The sequence below is a fragment of the Thauera sp. 28 genome (genome assembly GCF_000310145.2).
GTDB classification, from domain to species: domain Bacteria; phylum Pseudomonadota; class Gammaproteobacteria; order Burkholderiales; family Rhodocyclaceae; genus Thauera; species Thauera mechernichensis.
The window spans coordinates 82591-101613 of the sequence record NZ_AMXA01000008.1 but is presented as its reverse complement, the minus strand read 5'-3'; the positions used below and the strand labels follow the sequence as shown (position 1 = coordinate 101613).

The window sequence follows — 19023 nt, the reverse complement described above, 5'->3', positions numbered from 1 at the left end:
GGTGTGCGGTCACGCCATCGCCGCGCGCAGGCGCGTCAGTCCATGGGCGCAGGATTGCCGAGCGCGGTGATGTTGAAGCCGGCGTCGACATACATGACTTCGCCGGTGATGCCGCTGGCGAGATCGGAGCACAGGAAGGCGGCTGTGTTGCCGACTTCGTCGATGGTCACGTTGCGGCGCAACGGCGCGTTGTGTTCGTTGAAGGCGAGCAGCTTGCCGAAGCTGCCGATGCCGGAGGCTGCGAGTGTCTTGATCGGGCCGGCGGAGATGGCGTTTGCACGCGTGCCTTCGGGGCCGAGGGTGACGGCCAGGTAGCGCACCGAGGCTTCGAGGCTGGCCTTGGCCAGGCCCATCACGTTGTAGTTGGGCATGGTACGCACGGCACCCAGGTAGGACAGCGTGAGCAGTGCCCCCTTGCGTCCCTTCATCATCGGCCGCGCCGCCTTGGCCAGCGCGGGGAAGCTGTAGGCGCTGATCTCCTGCGCGACGCGAAAGGCGTCACGCGACAGGCCGTCGAGGAAGTCGCCCTCCAAGGCCTCGCCCGGGGCGTAGGCGATCGAATGCACCAGCCCGTCCAGGCCATCCCAGTGCTGCCCGAGCGCGGTAAACAGGCCGTCGATCTGGGCGTCGTCCTGGACGTCGAGCGGGAACACGAGCGCGCTGCCGAAGTCCGCGGCCATCTTCGCCACGCGCTCCTGGAAACGTTCGTTCTGGTACGTGAATGCGAGTTCCGCGCCCTCACGGTGCATCGCCTTCGCGATACCGTAGGCGATCGAGCGGTTGCTCAGCAGGCCGGTGATGAGGATGCGTTTGCCGGCAAGAAAACCCATGGACGATGACTCCCGATGACAAGGGCACGATTATAGCCGCAAGGCTGCAAGGGCTAACGGTCCGGCGCGCTTCAGCGGTCGCGCCGACACGGTAAACCTGCCAGAATCGGCCCTTCTTTTGATCCAGATCCTTGCACGTGTTCCGCTTTTCCGGCCTGCGTCGTAACCTGTGCGTGATGTGTGTGCCGCTGCTGGCAGGCCTTGTGGCGAGCGCCTGCGGCTCGGCATGGAACGACCCCTACCCGGGTGAGGAGCGCGGCGCCAACGTGCTCTATACGGCGTTCACCGAGCGCCCCAAGCATCTCGATCCGGTGCAGTCCTACAGCGAGGACGAGGCGACCTTCCTTTACCAGATCGTCGAGCCGCCGCTGCAGTATCACTACCTCAAGCGGCCCTACGTGCTCGAACCGGCGACCGCGGCGGCGATGCCGACGCTGCGCCGCTACGATGCCTCGGGTCGTGAGCTGGCAGTGTCGGCCGACGCCTCCAAGGCGGCCAGGACGGTGGTCGAGGTGCGCATCAAGCCCGGCATCCTTTACCAGCCACACCCGGCGTTTGCGCTCGATGAGGCGGGGGCGCCGCGCTACATGAACCTGCAGCCCGCGGACCTGCGCGGGGTGCGCGGCCTGGGTGACTTCGAGCACACCGGCACGCGCGAGCTCGAGGCAGGCGACTACGTGCATCAGATCAAGCGTCTCGCCAATCCGCGCCTGCACTCGCCGATCTTCGAACTGATGGCCGAGTACCTGCCGGGGCTCAAGACGCTGCAGGAAGCGCTCGCCGTCGCTGCCGCGAGCGATGGCGGCTGGCTGGACCTTGCCCGCTTCGAACTGCCCGGTGTCGAGGTGGTCGATCGCCATACTTACCGCATCACCCTGCAGGGCGCTTATCCGCAGTTCCTGTATTGGCTGGCGATGCCCTTTTTCAGTCCGGTTCCGCCCGAGGTGGACCGATTCTTCGCCCAGCCCGGCATGGCCGAGCGCAACCTGACCCTGGACTGGTGGCCGGTTGGAACCGGCCCCTACATGCTTGTTGAGAACAACCCGAATGCACGCATGGTGCTGGTACGCAACCCGAACTACCGTGGGACGCCCTATCCGTGCGAGGGCGAGGATAGCGATGCGGCGGCAGGGCGCCTGGCCGATTGCGGCAAGACCATGCCTTTCATCGACAAGGTGGTGTTTTCCCGCGAGCGCGAAGGCATCCCCTACTGGAACAAGTTCCTGCAAGGCTATTACGACGCCTCGGGTGTGTCTTCGGACAATTTCGACCAGGCGGTGACGCTGACCAGCCAAGGCGACGTGTCCTTGTCTCAGGAAATGGAGGCGCGCGGTATCCGCCTGCTGACCGCGGTATCGCCGTCGATCTTCTACCTGGGCTTCAACATGCTCGATCCCTTGCTGGGCGGCGGGCCGTCGAAGGCTGAGCAGGAGCGCGCGCGCAAACTGCGCCAGGCGATCTCGATCGCGCTCGACATGGAGGAGTTCGTATCGATTTTCCTCAATGGCCGGGGGGTGCCGGGCATGAGTCCGATTCCGCCGGGTATCTTCGGCGCCCGCGAGGGCAGGGCGGGCATCAATCCGGTGGTGTACGAGTGGCGCGGGGACGAGGTCGATGGGCGTCCGGTGCGTCGCAGCGTGGACGAGGCGCGCCGGCTGCTGGCCGAGGCGGGCTGGCCAAACGGGCGCAATGCGCGTACCGGTGAGCCGCTCATCATCAACCTCGACACCACCCCGGGCGCGTTGGGCGACAAGGCGCGCTCGGACTGGCTGGCCAAGCAGTTCCGCGAGCTTGGCGTGCAGTTCGTCGTCCGCCCGACCGACTTCAACCGCTTCCAGGACAAGATCCGTCAGGGCAATGCGCAGCTGTTCTTCTTCGGCTGGAATGCCGACTACCCCGATCCCGAGAACCTGCTCTTCCTGCTCCATGGTGCGCAAGGCAAGGTGCGCTTCAACGGCCAGAACGCCGCCAATTACGAGAACCCGGAGTACGACGCCTTGTTCGAGCGCATGAAGGCGATGCCCGACGGCCCGGCGCGCCAGCAGATCATCGACCGCATGGTGGCGATGCTTCAGCACGATGCGCCGTGGATCTTCGCCTTCCACCCCAAGGCCTATTCGTTGCAGCATGGCTGGGTGCTCAACCGCAAGCCGGGTGCGATGGTGCGCAACACGATGCAGTACCAGCGCCTCGATGTGGAACGCCGTGAGGCGGCGCGGGCCGAGTGGAACCGGCCGGTGCTGTGGCCGTTGGCGCTGGTGGCATGCTTGCTCTCTGCGGCGATCGCCCCTGCGCTGATCCATTGGCGACGGCGCGAGACTGCGACCGCAGCGCCGGTGTCGCCCTTGCCGGCGGCGGCGTCATCGTCCTCGGTTGAAGGAGGCGAGCGCTGATGCTGGCCTACCTTGTCCGGCGGTTGCTGTACGCGATCCCGATCCTGATCGGGGTTAACCTGCTCACTTTCCTGCTCTTCTTCGTCGTCAACTCGCCCGACGACATGGCGCGCATGCATATCGGCGTCAAGCGCGCCACACCCGAGGCGATCGAGCGCTGGAAGGTCGATCGCGGCTATGACAAGCCGCTGTTCGTCAATGCCGAGGCCGCGGGCAGTGCGCGCTTCACCGACACCATCTTTTTCGACAAGTCGCTGCGCATGTTCGCGCTCGAGTTCGGCCGCGCCGACGACGGGCGTGATATCGGCCAGGAGATCCGCGACCGCATGGGGCCCTCGCTGGCGATTGCGCTGCCGACCTTCGTACTGAGCCTGGTCGTGTCGATCAGCTTCGCTCTGTTGCTGGTGTTCTTCCGCGCCACCTACCTGGATTTCTGGGGTGTGGTGCTGTGCGTGGCGATGATGTCGATCTCGAGCCTGTTCTACATCATCGGCGGCCAGTGGCTGGTGTCCAAGATGTGGTCGCTGGTGCCGATCTCCGGCTACGCGCCCGGGCTCGATGCTGCGCGCTTCCTCGTGCTGCCGGTGCTTATCAGCGTACTCGCGGGCATTGGCTCGAGCGCGCGCTGGTATCGCACCATCTTCCTCGAGGAGGTCTCGAAGGACTACGTGCGCACCGCGCGCGCCAAGGGGCTGTCCGAGCTCGCGGTGCTGTTCCGTCATGTGCTGCGCAATGCCCTGATCCCGATCCTGACCGGGGTGGTGGTGGTCATTCCGCTGCTGTTCATGGGCAGCCTGCTCGTGGAGTCCTTCTTCGCCATTCCCGGCCTGGGCAGCTACACGATCGATGCGATCAATGCACAGGACTTCGCGGTGGTGAGGGCGATGGTGTTCATCGGGTCGGTGCTTTACATCATCGGTCTGATCCTGACCGACATTTCCTACACGCTGGTCGATCCCAGGGTAAGGCTGCAATGAGCGCGCCGTGGGGAATACCGATGGGCTTCCAGCCGGTGCTGCTGTGGACCGATGCGCTGCTTTTCCTGCTCGTTGGCGTGGCCGTGCTCGCCGCGCTCTACGTGCGCGGGCAAGCGCCCTTGCGTGACGCATGGCGCCGGGTCGGCAAGCGACCGGCCGGCATGGCGGCGGCGACCGTGTTGCTCGCCTTCATTGCGGTCGGCCTGCTCGACAGCCTGCATTACCGGCCTTTGTTGCCGGCATTGGCGACCACGATCGCAGTGGCGGATCCTGAGGGCGCGCCGGCCCCGGTCGGCACCGACCAGACTGCGTCGGGAGAGGACGCGGGAAAGGACGCGGGAGAGGACGCGAGACAGGACAAGGGTGAGGGCACGCCGGTCGCGCAGTACTCGACCGAGGTGCTTTCCCTGCTCGATGCGCTGTTGATGCCGCTGCGCCTGCAGACCGAGAAGACCTATTCGGCGCCCTTTGCCTGGCGCCTGTACCAGCGCGAGACGATGGAGCTCGAGGATGGCCGGCAAGTGCGCGACTACCCGCGGCTGGTCCATGGCGCTGCCCATCTGCAGGTCCCCGAGCATGAGCGCAGCGCGGACGTGGTGGCGCGGGTGCTGAGCGCAGTGGGGCAGGCCGCGCTGTGGTCGGTCCTTGCCTTCCTGCTCCTGGTAACGATGGTATGGCGTGGAAGCGGCCTGGGCTGGGGTGCGGTGGCAGCGGCGGTGCTCGGCGGGCGCACGGTGCTGGCGTGGCGCGCGGCGCTGTTCACGCTTGCCGTCCTGCTCCTGATCGTCGCCCTCTGCCTGCAGCTTGCGCCGCTGTATCACGTGCTCGGTACCGACAAGGTCGGCCAGGACGTGCTGTATCTCGCGCTCAAGAGCGTGCGTACGGCACTGGTGATCGGCACCATCACCACGCTGGTGATGATGCCCTTTGCGGTTGCCCTCGGTATTGCAGCCGGATACCTGGGCGGTTGGGTGGATGATGTCGTGCAGTACCTGTACACGGTGCTCAACGCCATTCCCGGCGTGCTGCTGATCGCTGCTGCGGTGCTGATGATGCAGGTTGTCATCGACACCAACCCGCAGTGGTTCGATACCGCCGCCGAGCGGTCGGACGCGCGCCTGCTGGCGCTGTGCTTCATCCTCGGCATCACCAGCTGGACGGGGCTGGCCCGCTTGCTGCGCGGCGAGACGCTCAAGTTGCGCGAGCTGGAGTACGTCCAGGCGGCGCGCGCCTTCGGGGTGAGGACGCCGGCCATTCTGCGCCGTCACATCCTGCCCAACGTGATGCACATCGTGATGATCGCGCTGGTGATGGATTTCTCCGGGCTGGTGCTGGCCGAGGCGGTGCTGTCCTATGTCGGCATCGGCGTCGATCCGACCACGATCAGCTTCGGCACCATGATCAACATGGCGCGTGCCGAACTTGCCCGCGAGCCGATGGTCTGGTGGTCACTGGCGGCCGCCTTTGTGTTCATGTTCGTGCTCGTGCTTGCCGCCAACCTGTTCGCCGATGTCGTGCGTGACGCTTTCGATCCCCGCCGTGGATGAGCTTGCCGGATTCAGATGAAAGAGCTTCGATTCGATAACCTTTTCGTGCGTGAACTGCCTGCCGACCCGGTGCTGGGGCGTCATGTTCGCCAGGTGCATGGTGCCTGCTATTCGCGCGTCGAGCCGACACCGGTACGTGCCCCGGCGCTGCTGGCGTGGTCGCCGGAGGTGGCGGCGCTCCTCGGTCTTGATGAGGCGGATGTCCGCAGCCAGCAGTTTGCGGAGGTGTTCGGCGGCAACGCGCTGCTGCCGGGCATGGAGCCCTACGCCGCCTGCTATGGTGGCCATCAGTTCGGCAACTGGGCGGGGCAACTCGGTGACGGGCGGGCGATCACCCTGGGCGAGGCGATCAACCTGCAAGGCCAGCGCTGGGAACTGCAGCTGAAGGGTGCGGGGCCGACGCCGTATTCGCGCCGGGCCGATGGGCGTGCGGTGCTGCGCTCGTCGATCCGCGAGTTCCTGTGCAGCGAAGCGATGCACCACCTTGGCGTGCCGACCACACGCGCGCTCAGCCTGGTGGCCACCGGCGAACAGGTGGTGCGCGACATGTTCTACGACGGCCATCCGCGGCCAGAGCCGGGGGCGGTGGTGTGCCGGGTGGCGCCGTCCTTCATCCGCTTCGGCAATTTCGAAATCTTTGCCTCGCGCGGCGAAGAGCCCCTGCTCGAGCGCCTGATCGACTTCACCATCGCCCGCGACTTTCCCGCCCTTGCTGCCGAGCGCGACCCGGTTGCGCGCCGCGTGGCGTGGTTCGAGGAGGTTTGCCGGCGAACGGCGGTGTTGCTCGCACACTGGATGAGGGTCGGCTTTGTGCATGGGGTGATGAACACCGACAACATGTCCATTCTGGGCCTGACGATCGACTATGGCCCCTATGGCTGGATCGATGACTTCGACCCCGAGTGGACGCCGAACACGACCGACGCCGCAGGCCGGCGCTATCGCTTCGGACATCAGCCACGCATCGCGCACTGGAACCTGTGGCAGCTGGCGAATGCGGTGTATCCGGTGCTGCAGCAGGTCGAGCCGCTCGAGCGTGCGCTGGTTGGCTATGCCGAGCTGCACGAGGCCGAATACCGGCGGATGATGGGCGCCAAGCTCGGCCTGGCATCGTGGCGTGCCGGAGCGACGGACGATGACACACACGGCGACGGCTACCTGCTCGATGAACTGCACCGTATCCTGCAGGCGGGCGAGATGGACATGACGCTGTTTTTCCGCCGACTCGCCGACCTGGACGTGGCCGAACCCGACCCGGTCTTGTTCGAGACCGGGCTCGACGCTGGCGTGTTCTACGCCGAGGCGCGCCGCGCCGAAGTGGCGCGCGACTTTGCCGCCTGGCTGCGGCGCTACGCGGTGCGGGTGGCGGAGGAGGGCGTGCCGGTGGAGGCTCGGCGGGCTCGGATGAACGCGGTCAATCCGCTCTACGTGCCGCGCAACTATCTGGCGCAGCAAGCCATCGACGCCGCCGAGCAGGGTGATCTCGGCGAACTCGAGACCCTGTTCGACGTGCTGCGCAAGCCCTACGAGGCGCAGCCGGGGCGGGAGCGCTTTGCCGCCAAGCGCCCGGACTGGGCGCGCGACAAGGCCGGGTGTTCGATGCTGTCGTGCAGTTCGTGACGCGCCGCGTGCTTCAGACTTTCACCCGCATCAGGCGCTGCTTTTCGCGCTCCCAGTCCTTCTTCTTCTCGTCCTCGCGCTTGTCGTGCAGCTTCTTGCCCTTGGCAAGCCCGATCTCGAGCTTGATGCGGCCCTGCTTGAAGTGCATGTCGAGTGGCACCAGTGTATAGCCGGCGCGCTCGACCTTGCCGATCAGGCGGGCGATCTCCTTCTTGTGCAGCAGGAGCTTGCGCGTACGCGTGGGGTCGTGGCGGACGTGGCTCGAGGCCGTGGTGAGCGGCGTGATGTGCATGCCGAACAGGAAGATCTCCTCGCCGCGAATGACGACGTAGGACTCCTTGATGTTGGCGCGTCCAGCGCGGATGGCCTTCACTTCCCAGCCCTCGAGGACCATGCCGGCTTCGTGCCGTTCCTCGATGAAGTAGTCGTGAGTGGCCTTGCGGTTTTCGATGATGCTCATGGTGTGGTGATTCCCCGGATACCGCGCGCGGCTGCGAAACCGGGTGTCCGCATGCGGTAGAATCGCGCATCTTAACAGTTTGGCCGCGCCGCGTTTCCGACGCCGTGCCGGCAACGCAACCGCTCCTCCTTCATGGCCGACGTCAAGAAGCTCGTACTCATCGAATTCACTCCGGCGCAGATGTTCGACCTGGTCGATCGCTGCGAGGACTACCCCCAGTTCCTGCCCTGGTGCGGCGGCGCCGATGTGCATCAGCGCACCGACACCGTCACCTCGGCCACCCTGCACATCAATTACCACGGCATCAAGGCGCATTTCAGCACCGAGAACGCCAAGCGCTATCCTGCCGAGATGCGCCTGCGCTTGACCGACGGGCCCTTCACCCATCTCGATGGCCATTGGCTGTTCACTGCGCTCGGGGATACCGCGTGCAAGGTCGAGTTCAGCCTGCACTACGCGTTTTCCAGCAAGCTGCTGGAGAAGGTGCTGGGGCCGGTGTTCAACCACATTGCCAACACCTTCGTCGATTCGTTCGTGAAGCGTGCCGGGCAGGTCTACCCCAGGGTTTCGTGATGACCGCGATGATCAATGTCGAGGTGGTGTACGCACTGCCGCAGCGCCAGGAACTCGTCGAACTGCGCTTGCCCGAGGGGGCGACCGTACGCGAGGCCATCGAGGCCTCGGGACTGCTCGCGAAGTACCCTGACATCGAGCTCGACAAGAAGAACAAGCTCGGCGTGTTTGCCAAGCTGGTGAAGGCGGATACCGAACTGCGCGACCGTGACCGGGTGGAGATCTACCGTCCGCTCATCGCCGACCCGAAGGCCGTGCGCAAGAAGCGCGCCGACGAGGGCAAGGTGATGAAGAAAGGCGGCGGGCCGGCCGAAGAGCAGGCCTGAGGCGCTCAGCGGCAGTGTTCGGCGATCTGGCGCTCGAGGCGCTCGGTCTCGGCGGCGCGGGCTGAATCGTCGAGGAATTCGCGTTCGCCGCGCGCATTGAAGCGTGACACGCGTTGCCCTGACCTGAGGGCAGTGATCTGGTTTGCGGTGTCCTCGCAGAAGCGCTTGCGTTCAGCTTCCCGCGCCGCCTCATCCTGTTGTTTGGCCTCGGCCTCTTCCTTTTCCAGGCGGCGCTTGCGTAGCGCCTGCTCGCGTTCGGCCGTGGTCTGCGGGCCCGCTTGTGCTTCAGCTGTCTCGTCCTCGCTTTCCGGGGCGGGCTCTGGCGCCACCGCGGCAGGTGTCGGCGCTGCGGTCGTGCGCGGACGCTGAATCACCGCGTAGTCTTCACTGGGCGGTGGGGTGTCGGTGAAATGCACCTGGCCGGCGCTGTCCGTCCAGCGGTAGATCTGCGCCGAGGCGGGAAGGGCAATGAGCAGTGCGAGGAGGACTACCGCGGGGCGCGACATGGAAAATCTCCGGAAGGCGCGGCTTACATGGCGCTTTGGCGCTCTGTATAATACGGATTTGGTCGAAAGGAAAAAAGCCATGCGAGTGATTCAGAAGGCGCTGACCTTCGATGACGTCCTTCTCGTTCCCGCCCACTCCACGGTCCTCCCGCGCGACGTGAGCCTGCAGAGCCAGGTCACGCGCCGTATCCGCCTCAACATTCCGCTCGTGTCCGCAGCCATGGACACCGTCACCGAGAGTCGCCTGGCGATCGCGCTGGCGCAGGAAGGCGGCATCGGCGTGGTGCACAAGAACCTCACCCCTGCCGAGCAGGCGGCCGAGGTGCACAAGGTCAAGCGCCACGAGTCCGGCATCCTCAAGGATCCGATCACCATTGGGCCGACCATGACCGTCGGCGAGGTCATCGCGCTGCAACGCCAGCACCGTTTTTCGGGTGTGCCCGTCGTCCAGGCCGGTAAGGTGGTCGGTATCGTCACCAACCGCGACACCCGCTTCGAAACCAAGCTCGATGCGCTTGTCTCCGAGATCATGACCCCGCAGGACAGGCTTGTCACCGTCCGCGAGGGGGCCAGCCTCGAAGAGGCGCGCGAACTGCTGCGCGTGCATCGCCTCGAGCGCGTGCTGGTGCTCAACGATGCCGGCGAGCTCAGCGGCCTCATCACGGTCAAGGACATGATGAAGTCCACCGAGCACCCGTTCGCAGCCAAGGACGAGCAAGGGCGCCTGCGCGTCGCTGCCGCCATCGGTGTGGGGGCAGGCACCGAGGAACGCGCCGAGCGCCTGGCCGAGGCCGGTGTGGACATGATCGTGGTCGATACTGCCCATGGCCATTCCCAAGGCGTGCTCGACCGCGTGAATTGGGTCAAGAAGCACTTCCCGCAGATCGAAGTCGTTGGTGGCAACATCGCCACGGCCGATGCCGCGCGTGCGCTCGTCGATGCCGGCGCCGACGGCGTCAAGGTGGGCATCGGCCCCGGCTCCATCTGCACCACGCGTATCGTCGCAGGGGTCGGCGTGCCGCAGATCACGGCGGTCGACAATGTCGCCAATGCGCTTGCCGGCACTGGCGTACCGATGATCGCAGATGGCGGCATCCGCTTTTCGGGCGACATCGCCAAGGCCATCGCTGCCGGCGCCAATGTCGTCATGCTGGGGGGGCTGTTCGCAGGTACCGAGGAGGCGCCGGGTGAGACGGTGCTGTTCCAGGGGCGTTCCTACAAATCCTATCGCGGCATGGGTTCGCTCGGGGCGATGGAGAAGGGGGCGGCGGATCGCTATTTCCAGGATGAGAACTCGGGCAACATCGACAAGCTCGTGCCTGAGGGCATCGAGGGTCGCGTGCCCTACAAGGGTGCCGTGGGAGCGGTGATCCACCAGCTCATCGGTGGCCTGCGTGCGTCCATGGGTTATCTGGGTTGCGCCGACATTGCCAGCATGCATGAGCGCGCGCAGTTCGTGCAGATCAGCTCGGCGGGTATGCGCGAATCGCATGTCCATGATGTCCAGATCACCAAGGAAGCGCCCAACTACCAGATCAGCTGATCTGGCGGTTGCGAAACCCCGGGCGGCTGCAAGGCCGCCTTTACTTTTTTCACGACGCTAGAGACGCTCGCGCCCATGGCTCACCAGAAAATCCTCATCCTCGACTTCGGTTCCCAGGTTTCCCAGCTCATCGCCCGCCGTGTGCGCGAGCAGCAGGTGTACTGCGAACTCCACCCCTTCGATGTATCGGACGAATTCGTGCGCAACTTCGGCGCCCAGGGCGTGATCCTGTCCGGCGGCCCGAACTCGGTGTACGAAGCCGAGGACTGGCGGGCGCCGCAGGCCGTGTTCGAGCTCGGCGTCCCGGTGCTCGGCATCTGCTACGGCATGCAGACCATGGCCAGCCAGCTCGGTGGCAAGGTCGAGAGCTCGAGCAAGCGCGAGTTCGGCTACGCCGAAATGCGCGCGCGCGGTCACTCGAAGCTGTTCGAGGGCATCGAGGACCGGACCAATGCGGAGGGCCATGGCCTGCTCGACGTGTGGATGAGCCACGGCGACAAGGTCACCGAACTGCCGCCCGGGTTCAAGGTCATCGGCAGCAACGAATCGACCCCGATCGCGGCAATGGCGGACGAAGCACGCGGCTTCTACGGCGTGCAGTTCCACCCCGAGGTCACGCACACGATCAAGGGCAAGGAGATGATCGCGCGCTTCGTGCACGACATCTGCGGTTGCGGTCACGACTGGAACATGCCCGACTACATCGCCGAGGCGGTGCAGAAGATCCGCGATCAGGTCGGCGACGAGGAGGTCATCCTTGGCCTGTCGGGTGGCGTTGATTCGTCCGTGGCGGCGGCGCTGATTCATCGCGCAATCGGCGACCAGCTCACCTGCGTGTTCGTCGACCACGGCCTGCTGCGCCTGAACGAAGGCAAGCTGGTCATGGAGATGTTCGCCGGCCGCCTGCACGCGAAGGTCGTGCATGTCGATGCCACCGAGCAGTTCATGGGCCACCTGAAGGGCGTCACCGACCCTGAGCAGAAGCGCAAGATCATCGGCCGCGAGTTCGTCGAAGTCTTCCAGGTCGAAGCCGGGAAGCTCCCCAACGCCAAGTGGCTTGCGCAAGGCACGATCTACCCCGACGTGATCGAGTCGGGTGGTGCCAAGAGCAAGAAGGCGCACACGATCAAGAGCCACCACAACGTCGGCGGCCTGCCCGAAACCCTCGGCCTGAAGCTGCTCGAGCCGCTGCGCGACCTGTTCAAGGACGAGGTGCGCGAGCTCGGCGTGGCGCTCGGCCTGCCGCACGACATGGTCTATCGCCACCCCTTCCCGGGACCGGGCCTGGGTGTGCGCATCCTCGGCGAGGTGAAGCAGGAGTATGCCGACCTGCTGCGCCGCGCCGATGCGATCTTCATCGACGAGCTGCGCGCCGCCGACTGGTACGACAAGACCAGCCAGGCCTTCGCGGTGTTCCTGCCGGTCAAGAGCGTGGGCGTGATGGGCGACGGCCGTACCTACGAGTACGTGGTGGCGCTGCGTGCCGTGCAGACCCAGGACTTCATGACCGCGCACTGGGCGGAGCTGCCGCACAGCCTGCTCGGCAAGGTCAGCAACCGTATCATCAATGAAGTGCGTGGCATCAACCGGGTGGTGTACGACATTTCCGGCAAGCCGCCGGCGACAATCGAGTGGGAGTGATCCTGGCCCTTACCCCAGCCGATCAGGCCTCGGCGCTTGTCGGCGTCGGGGCAAGAGGAAGCGCGAGGTAGAACGTGGCGCCTGCGCCCGGGCTGCTGTCGGCCCAGGCGCGGCCGTTCATGCGTTGCATGGCCTTGCGTACCAGGGCGAGGCCGATGCCGGTGCCGGGATAGTCTTCGACGCGGTGCAGGCGCTGGAAGATTTCGAAGATGCGGTCGTGGTACTTCATGTCGAAGCCGATACCGTTGTCGCGCACCCACATGACGGCCATGCCGTCTTCGCTCCGGGCACCGATGTCGATGCGCGGTTCGGGCACGTTGCGGCTGAACTTGACGGCGTTCTCCAGCAGGTTGCGCAGCGCCATGCCCAGACCGTTGGGGTCTGCGATGACCTCGAGCGCGGGCATTGCGGTGTGCACATGGATGCCCTTCGTGTCGAATTCGTCCCGGCGTGCCGCGAGCAGTTGGCGCACGAGCTCCGCTGGATCGAGCGTACCGAGGTTCAAGCTGCGGCGCTCCATGCGCGAGTACTCGAGCAGGTCGTCGATGAGCTCGCCCATACGGGTCACGCCGCTGCGGATGTTGGTGATGAAGAGTCGCCCCTCGTCATCGAGGCGCGCGGCGTAGTCTTCTTCGAGCAGTCTGCTGTAGCCCTCCACGCCGCGAAGGGGCGCCTTCAGGTCGTGCGAAACCGAATAGACGAAGCTCTCGAGCGACTGGTTGAGTGCCTGCAGTTCGGCCGTACGTTCGGCGACACGGGCTTCGAGCGAGGCATTGGCTTCGCGCAGTGCAGCCTCCGCCGCCTTGATTGCATCGATGTCGGTATGGGTGCCCAGCAGGCGCAGCGGCGTACCGTCGGCCGACCATTGCTCGATACGGCCCAGCGAGAGGATCCACTTCCAGCGTCCGTCACGGGTGCGCTGGCGGAACTCGACGCGGTACTCGGGCAGGCGACCGGCGACGTAGTCCTCGAAAGTCCTGAACACCCTTTCCGCATCGTCCGGGTGGAGCCGCGCCCGCCAGGCGGCGTTGGTCTCGACGAAGGTAGCCGGATCGTAGCCCATCATCGTGGCGTACTCCGGGCTTACCTGGGCGTGGCCCGTACGCAGATCGAGGTCGTACAGCCCCTGGTTGGCAGCCGCGAGGGCCAGGCGCAGGCGCTGTTCGTTGTCATGCAGGGCCTCGGCAAGCGCTGCGCGTGCGCTGACGTCGAGCAACATGCCCTGGATGCGGACGACTTCGCCGTTGGCGTCGCGGGTAAGCCAGGTGTGGTCCTCGATGTGTATCCACTGGCCGTTGGCCATGCGCAGCCGGTAATTCTGGGTATAGGCGTCCGGGCCGTGTGCGAAGTGGCTGGCGACGTCGTCAGTGATCCTGGGTAGATCGTCGGCGTGAATCAGTGTGCTGTAGTGCAGTGTGCCGGCGGTGAAGTCTTCAGGCTTGTAGCCCCAGCGCCGAATGTTGCTGCTCACGAAGGTGGCGGGCCAGCCCGGCGCATTTGCCCATGAGATGGCAATGACCGGGGAGTGGTCGATGATCGTGCCGAGGCGGTGCAACTGGAGGTGCTGAGCCTCGAGCCGTTCGGCCATGGCGTCGAGCGCAGCACCGACGTTCGCGAGTTCGTCTGCGCCCTGCAGGCGGGTGCGCGCTGAGAGGTCGCCGGTGGCAAGCGTGGCTGCGGTGCGGGTGAGGAGGGCGGCACGACGGAACCAGAGCAGATGGGTGATCAGGCCGGCGAGCAGGGCGAAGGCGAGCCATGCCGCCGCACCGGCGATGAAATCGAGGCGGCTCGCTTCGAGACGGCTTGCCAGTGGCTGCGCAAGGTCCACGCGCACGATGAGGGTGTCGCTCGGGCCGACGGCGACCACGCCCAGTAAGGCTTGTTCGGCTTCCAGGCGCTGGATGCTGGCCTGGGGGGTACGTCGTGCAAGCGCCTTGGCGACGGCAAGACGCGTTTCAGGTGCCAGCAGAGGCAGATGCGCGAGCATCGGCTGCCCGAGCTCCGATCTGCTCAGGCTGGCGCGAATCTGTCCGTTGGCGTCGACCAGCCAGGCGTGGCTCAGACCACGGTGCAGTGCAAGGCTGCTCACGAGTCGGCGGATCTGCAGCGGCGTTCCATGTTCGGACTGGCTCTCCAGCCTGGTCTGTTCCAGGGTCAGGCGTTCGGCAAGGCGCAGGCGCTCGGCGTGCTCGACCTCTCTTTCCAGGACGCCCATCTGCACCCAATAGAGTATGCCCAGCGCGATGACGGCAAGCAGGGACAGCACGATAGGCAGAACCAGTCGGGCGGGGAATGCGAGCAGGGGGTTGCCGATCCTCACCGTGCGGCTCCGGTGTCAGTGGTCAGGGCCACCCAGTCGGGCGGGCGCTGGAGCAGGCCAAGCCCTTGAAGATGGCCTGCAAGCGGGCCTGCAGACAGTGCGAGCGCTTCGGCGTCCAGTCGCTGAGCGCTCTCGGCGGCAGGAATGAAGCGGAGCCCGTCCAAGGTGGCGAGGTATTGTTCGACCGTCAGGTCCGCGGCGGGAGAGAGTAGGGCGGCCGCTGCGGGCAGGTCGGCCTCGAGAGCGGCCAGCCCGGTCCGCCAGGCGGCCCGTAGCTGCTGAACGCGATGTTCGACGAGGTCTGCGCGGACGACGAGCACGTCCACGATTTCTCCCGGCAGCTCGGCGCTGTCGAAGATCACCCTCAAGCCTGCGGCAAGCAATTGGCTCCTGATGGGTTCGAAGGTGATGACCACGTCTGCCCCGCCGTCCTGCACCATGGCGGCGTGTTGCGAGGCTTCGCCGTGCACGGTGTGAACGTCATCTCGCGTGAGACCCGCAGCGGTCAGCAAGCGTGCCAGCATCAGGCTGCCAAGCGCGCTTTCTTCGAGGGCGATACGTTTGCCGCGGAGTTCCGCCAGGCTCGAGATGCCGGGGCGTGCGAGCACGGCGTCGGCGCCCCTGGAGTCGCTCAGCAGGGTGACGATACGAAGTTCCGTGCCTTCGTCGGCCAGGCGCAGTGCTTCGTCCAGGGTCAGTGCGGCGGCGTCGGCGAGCCCGTTGCGCAGGGCGCGCTTGCATTCGGTTGCCGATGGCAGTTCGATGACCTGAAGCGTGGCCGGATCGATCAGCCCGCGCTCGCGGGCGAGCACCAGTGGGTCGTAGCCGACCCAGGGATTGACGGCCACGCGGAGGGGCGGCTCGGGTACTTTCGCGCACGCCAGGGCGAGCACGGAGACGAGCAGGGCAAGCAGCAGGCGTGTGGTCATCGGCCATGGCTCCGCAGCCATGTCTCGAGTTCGGCTGGCGGTAGCGGGCGTGCGTAGAGGTAGCCTTGATGTTCGACGCAGCCGAGCGAGGCGAGGATGCTCGCTTGTGCGTCCGTCTCCACGCCCTCGGCCAGTACCTCCAGGCGTAGCGTACGTGCCATGGCGACGATGGTGGCGACGATGGCCTTGTCGTCGGCCGAGCGTTCGAGGCTGCGGACGAAGCTCTGATCGATCTTCAGTTTGTCGATGGAAAAGCGCTTGATATAGGCGAGCGATGAATAGCCGGTGCCGAAGTCATCGATCGCCAGGCGCAAGCCCAACTGTTTCAGTGCGCTGAGCGTTGCAATCGTGCGCGGGGCTTGCTCCATGAGCAGGCTCTCGGTGAGTTCGAGTTCGAGGCAGTGCGGGGGCAGGCCGGAGATCGCCAGTGCAGTCTTCACTTCCTCGACCAGGCCGTCGTCCATGAACTGGCGAGCGGATAGGTTCACCGCCACCGTGCCGAGCGCCAGGCCCTGCTCACGCCACGCCTGGGCCTGCACGCAGGCCGCCCGCAACACGAAGGCACCGAGTCGAACGATGAGGCCGGTCTCTTCGGTAAGCGGGATGAAGCGCCCTGGGGGCACCAGATCCTCCCCCGGGGGCTGCCAGCGTACCAGTGCCTCGACGCCCAGCGCCTTGCCTGTCGTCGCGTCGACGAGCGGTTGGTAGTGGAGCAGGAACTCGCCGCGGTCCAGCCCATGGCGCAGCCGTGTTTCGAGCGACAGGCGTTCGGCCGCAGCGCGGGTCAGTGCGTGGGTGTGGAAGCGGTAGGTGTTGCGCCCCTGCTGCTTGGCCAGATACATCGCCGCATCCGCATGCTGGACGAGCTCGGTTGCGGTCAGGGCGTCGTCCGGGTAAAGGCTGATGCCGATGCTAAGGCCGATGAACACCTCATGGCCCGATGGCAGTGCGAAGGGGGTGTGGAGCAGTTCGATGAGCGATTGCGCAACGGCGACTGCGTGGCCGGGCTGGGTCACGGATTCGACCAGGAGCAGGAATTCGTCGCCACCGAGGCGTGCAAGGGTGTCTTCGTCGCGCAGCCGGCTCGACAGGCGTTGGGTCAACTGCACCAGCAGTTCGTCACCGACCGGGTGGCCGAGGCTGTCATTGACGGTCTTGAAACGGTCAAGGTCGAGGTAGAGCACGGCGACCTTGTTGCCGTGTCGTTCGGCACGATCGATGGCGTTCTGCAGCCGTGACTGCATCAGCAGCCGGTTGGGCAGGTCGGTAAGGGGGTCATGGTGTGCGAGATGCTCGAGCCGCGCTTCGAAGGATTTCAGCTCGCCGATGTCGGTGAACACGCCCACGTAACGATGCGGCTCGCCCTTGTCGTCCTTGACGGTGCTGATCGACAGCCACTGCGGGTAGATTTCGCCACTCTTGCGCCGGTTCCAGACCTCGCCGTGCCAGTGGCCGGTTTCGCCGGGCGTCTTCCACAAGGACTGGAAAAAGCTGCGCTCGTGGCGCCCGGACTGCAGCATCGATGGGTTGCGGCCCAGGGCCTCTGTCTCTGCGTAACCGGTGATCTCCGAGAATGCGCGGTTGACTGCGACGATGCGGGGTTGCAGGTCGGTGATGAAAACGCCGTCGCGGGTGGCAGAAAAAACCGCAGCAGCCTGCTTGAGCGCCTCGCGGTCCCTGACCTTGATGATCGCCAGCGACGTCAGACGGCCGAACTCTTCCATCAGCGCGAGTTCGGCAGCCCCCGGCGCGCGCGGCCTGCGGTGGTAGATGCCGAAGGTGCCGATCACCCTGCCGGTGTCGTCCTTGAGCGGTATCGACCAGCAGGCGGCCAGGCCCGCCTTGCGTGCAATTGCGAGATAGGGCTGCCAGTAAGGGTGGTGCTCTATCTCGCTGACGATCACCGGCTTGCCCAGCCAGGCCGCGGTGCCGCAGGAGCCGTGGCCTTCGCCAGGCGTCAGGCCATCGACTGCTGCGTTGTAGTCTGCCGGCAGCGAGGGCGCTGCGGCGGTGTGGAGCTTGCCGTCGGTGTCGATCAGCAGGATCGACACCAGCATGTCCTGGTCGAGCTCTTCGAGGCGGCGAGCCAGGTCGGCGAGGATGTCCGCGAGTGCGCGCCCGGAGAGGACCTCGTCGAGCACGGCGACGCGTGCGCGTTGCAGGACCTCGTCGCGTTTTTCGGTGGTTACGTCCAGCCAGACGCCGACAGCCTCCTGCGGCTGACCGTCGGCCGCACGTACGAGCCGCAACTGGTCGCGGATCCAGCGTGTCTGGCCGTGGGCGTCGGCGAACCGGTACTCGTGCACCAGGCTCTCGATGGCGGACAGTGAGGCCGAGCGGGCAATTGCGGCAGCGCGGTCGTCTGCATGCAGCTTGCTCGCCCACCATCCGGGCTGCAGCGCCTCGCTGACGGTATAACCCAAGTGGCGGGTGATGTTCTCGCTGACCCAGGTCGCACGCGGAATGCCGGCGTCAAGCGACAGACTGTAGAGGATCGTCGGGCTGGCATCGATCAACCGGCTGAGGCGATCGCTGGTTGCGCGCAGGGTTTCGCGCTCGCGCTTGAGTTCGGCCTGGCGCTGCACCTTCTCAAGGATGGCCGCCACCTCGAACAGGTAGCCTTCATGCTTGGCGAGGTAGTCGTCTATGCCCATGCCGAGGGCTTTGGCAGCGAGGTCTTCACTGCCCTGGCCGGTTATGAGCACGATCGGGAGGTCGAGCCGCCGGACTCTGCGCAGGGTGCGTACGAGCTCGAGCCCGTCCATGCCCGGTAGCCGGTAGTCGGTAAGGATGACGTCGAACGCCGTGGATTCGTCCGGCCCCGCCGGCAGCAGATCGAGGGCTTCGTCCGCCGTGCTCGATACCGTCAGCCGGATGTGGGGTGCGTGCTCGGCAAGATGGCGGGCGAGCAGGTCGGCATCGAAGCCGTTGTGTTCGACATAGAGCACGCGTAGCCCGCGCCCTTGCCAGTCCGCCGCGCCGCGGCGACGGGCGAGGGCCGTATCGATGCTGTCAGCAAGGTGGTCGAGATAGTCGTTGCGTTTGACGAGGTAGTCGTCGGCACCCGCCTTGAGGGCGGCAACCGCCGAATCCTGATCACCCGAGCCGGTCAGCATGACGACCGCGATCGGCAAGCCGTTCTCACGCACGTGTGAAAGCACTTCCAGGCCGGAGCCGTCGGGGAGGGCGAGGTCGCAGAGGACGAGGTCGAACGGCTCCGATTCGGCCAGGTATTCGAACCCGCGTGCCAATGTGTCGGCGTGGGTCAGTTCGACCTGGGGCGCCGAGCGTGCGAGCACGCGGCGGGCCAGGTCGGCATCCGCGCTGGAGTCCTCGATGTAGAGCACCCGCATGTCGA

General features: G+C 65.8%; 14 protein-coding genes. 8 read left to right on the top strand and 6 right to left on the bottom strand.

Going from position 1 to position 19023, the window contains the following annotated elements; genetic code table 11:
- Positions 1–35: 35 nt before the first annotated feature.
- A complete protein-coding gene (fabI, locus tag C662_RS08440; protein WP_002927251.1) occupies positions 36–830 on the bottom strand; it encodes an enoyl-ACP reductase FabI in 795 nt (264 codons plus the stop codon).
- Positions 831–1006: 176 nt separating this feature from the next.
- On the opposite strand from fabI, the gene C662_RS08435 reads away from it, so the two are divergent.
- Genes C662_RS08435 through C662_RS08420 form a run of 4 tightly spaced genes read left to right on the top strand, consistent with a single transcriptional unit; the run spans position 1007 to position 7367 of the window.
- Positions 1007–3223, top strand: a complete 2217-nt coding sequence (locus tag C662_RS08435; protein WP_051018555.1) for an ABC transporter substrate-binding protein — start codon at positions 1007–1009, stop codon at positions 3221–3223.
- Positions 3223–4200, top strand: coding sequence for an ABC transporter permease (locus tag C662_RS08430; protein WP_002927249.1), 978 nt, complete (start codon positions 3223–3225; stop codon positions 4198–4200). The genes C662_RS08435 and C662_RS08430 overlap by 1 nt, the downstream gene beginning before the upstream one ends.
- 20 nt (positions 4201–4220) lie before the next feature.
- Positions 4221–5747 carry an ABC transporter permease gene (locus C662_RS08425; protein WP_002927248.1) on the top strand — a complete coding sequence of 509 codons (1527 nt, stop codon included), beginning with the start codon at positions 4221–4223 and terminating at the stop codon, positions 5745–5747.
- Between the two features lie 15 nt (positions 5748–5762).
- Positions 5763–7367: a protein adenylyltransferase SelO gene (locus C662_RS08420; protein ID WP_002927247.1), complete on the top strand. Its 1605-nt coding sequence runs from the start codon at positions 5763–5765 to the stop codon at positions 7365–7367.
- Between the two features lie 13 nt (positions 7368–7380).
- On the opposite strand, the gene smpB is transcribed toward C662_RS08420, so the two are convergent.
- Positions 7381–7827, bottom strand: a complete 447-nt coding sequence (gene smpB, locus C662_RS08415; RefSeq protein WP_002927245.1) for an SsrA-binding protein SmpB — start codon at positions 7825–7827, stop codon at positions 7381–7383.
- A 132-nt stretch (positions 7828–7959) separates the two neighbouring features.
- Between smpB and C662_RS08410 the strand changes: the two genes are divergently transcribed.
- Both C662_RS08410 and C662_RS08405 read left to right on the top strand, forming a co-directional pair.
- Positions 7960–8400, top strand: a complete 441-nt coding sequence (locus C662_RS08410) for a type II toxin-antitoxin system RatA family toxin (RefSeq protein ID WP_002927243.1) — start codon at positions 7960–7962, stop codon at positions 8398–8400.
- Entirely contained in the window at positions 8400–8726 is a 327-nt protein-coding gene (locus tag C662_RS08405) for an RnfH family protein (RefSeq protein ID WP_002927241.1), read from the top strand. The genes C662_RS08410 and C662_RS08405 overlap by 1 nt, the downstream gene beginning before the upstream one ends.
- Positions 8727–8731: 5 nt before the next feature.
- Here the strand turns inward: C662_RS08405 and C662_RS08400 are convergent, their stop codons facing one another.
- Positions 8732–9232 (bottom strand): DUF4124 domain-containing protein, encoded by a 501-nt coding sequence (locus C662_RS08400; protein ID WP_002927239.1) that lies wholly within the window; start codon positions 9230–9232, stop codon positions 8732–8734.
- Positions 9233–9311: 79 nt separating this feature from the next.
- Between C662_RS08400 and guaB the strand changes: the two genes are divergently transcribed.
- Both guaB and guaA read left to right on the top strand, forming a co-directional pair.
- A complete protein-coding gene (guaB, locus tag C662_RS08395) occupies positions 9312–10775 on the top strand; it encodes an IMP dehydrogenase (RefSeq protein WP_002927238.1) in 1464 nt (487 codons plus the stop codon).
- A gap of 75 nt (positions 10776–10850) precedes the next feature.
- Complete coding sequence (guaA, locus tag C662_RS08390; protein WP_002927237.1) at positions 10851–12416, top strand: glutamine-hydrolyzing GMP synthase; 1566 nt, start codon at positions 10851–10853, stop codon at positions 12414–12416.
- A 22-nt stretch (positions 12417–12438) separates the two neighbouring features.
- Here guaA and C662_RS08385 read toward each other — a convergent pair whose 3' ends face one another.
- Genes C662_RS08385 through C662_RS08375 form a run of 3 tightly spaced genes read right to left on the bottom strand, consistent with a single transcriptional unit; the run spans position 12439 to position 19018 of the window.
- Positions 12439–14736 carry a PAS domain-containing protein gene (locus tag C662_RS08385; RefSeq protein WP_002927235.1) on the bottom strand — a complete coding sequence of 766 codons (2298 nt, stop codon included), beginning with the start codon at positions 14734–14736 and terminating at the stop codon, positions 12439–12441.
- Positions 14733–15665: an ABC transporter substrate-binding protein gene (locus C662_RS08380; RefSeq protein ID WP_002927234.1), complete on the bottom strand. Its 933-nt coding sequence runs from the start codon at positions 15663–15665 to the stop codon at positions 14733–14735. Before C662_RS08380 ends, C662_RS08385 begins: the two co-directional genes overlap by 4 nt.
- Positions 15662–19018: an EAL domain-containing protein gene (locus C662_RS08375; RefSeq protein ID WP_232433244.1), complete on the bottom strand. Its 3357-nt coding sequence runs from the start codon at positions 19016–19018 to the stop codon at positions 15662–15664. Before C662_RS08375 ends, C662_RS08380 begins: the two co-directional genes overlap by 4 nt.
- Between the last annotated feature and the right edge of the window lie 5 nt (positions 19019–19023).

Excerpts from the sequence above, each read along its gene's own strand:
- fabI (WP_002927251.1), bottom strand. The coding sequence starts at position 830 with ATGGGTTTTCTTGCCGGCAAACGCATCCTCATCACCGGCCTGCTGAGC.
- C662_RS08435 (WP_051018555.1), top strand. The coding sequence starts at position 1,007 with ATGTGTGTGCCGCTGCTGGCAGGCCTTGTGGCGAGCGCCTGCGGCTCG.
- C662_RS08430 (WP_002927249.1), top strand. The coding sequence starts at position 3,223 with ATGCTGGCCTACCTTGTCCGGCGGTTGCTGTACGCGATCCCGATCCTG.
- C662_RS08425 (WP_002927248.1), top strand. The coding sequence starts at position 4,221 with ATGGGCTTCCAGCCGGTGCTGCTGTGGACCGATGCGCTGCTTTTCCTG.
- C662_RS08420 (WP_002927247.1), top strand. The coding sequence starts at position 5,763 with ATGAAAGAGCTTCGATTCGATAACCTTTTCGTGCGTGAACTGCCTGCC.
- smpB (WP_002927245.1), bottom strand. The coding sequence starts at position 7,827 with ATGAGCATCATCGAAAACCGCAAGGCCACTCACGACTACTTCATCGAG.
- C662_RS08410 (WP_002927243.1), top strand. The coding sequence starts at position 7,960 with ATGGCCGACGTCAAGAAGCTCGTACTCATCGAATTCACTCCGGCGCAG.
- C662_RS08405 (WP_002927241.1), top strand. The coding sequence starts at position 8,400 with ATGACCGCGATGATCAATGTCGAGGTGGTGTACGCACTGCCGCAGCGC.
- C662_RS08400 (WP_002927239.1), bottom strand. The coding sequence starts at position 9,232 with ATGTCGCGCCCCGCGGTAGTCCTCCTCGCACTGCTCATTGCCCTTCCC.
- guaB (WP_002927238.1), top strand. The coding sequence starts at position 9,312 with ATGCGAGTGATTCAGAAGGCGCTGACCTTCGATGACGTCCTTCTCGTT.
- guaA (WP_002927237.1), top strand. The coding sequence starts at position 10,851 with ATGGCTCACCAGAAAATCCTCATCCTCGACTTCGGTTCCCAGGTTTCC.
- C662_RS08380 (WP_002927234.1), bottom strand. The coding sequence starts at position 15,665 with ATGACCACACGCCTGCTGCTTGCCCTGCTCGTCTCCGTGCTCGCCCTG.
- C662_RS08375 (WP_232433244.1), bottom strand. The coding sequence starts at position 19,018 with ATGCGGGTGCTCTACATCGAGGACTCCAGCGCGGATGCCGACCTGGCC.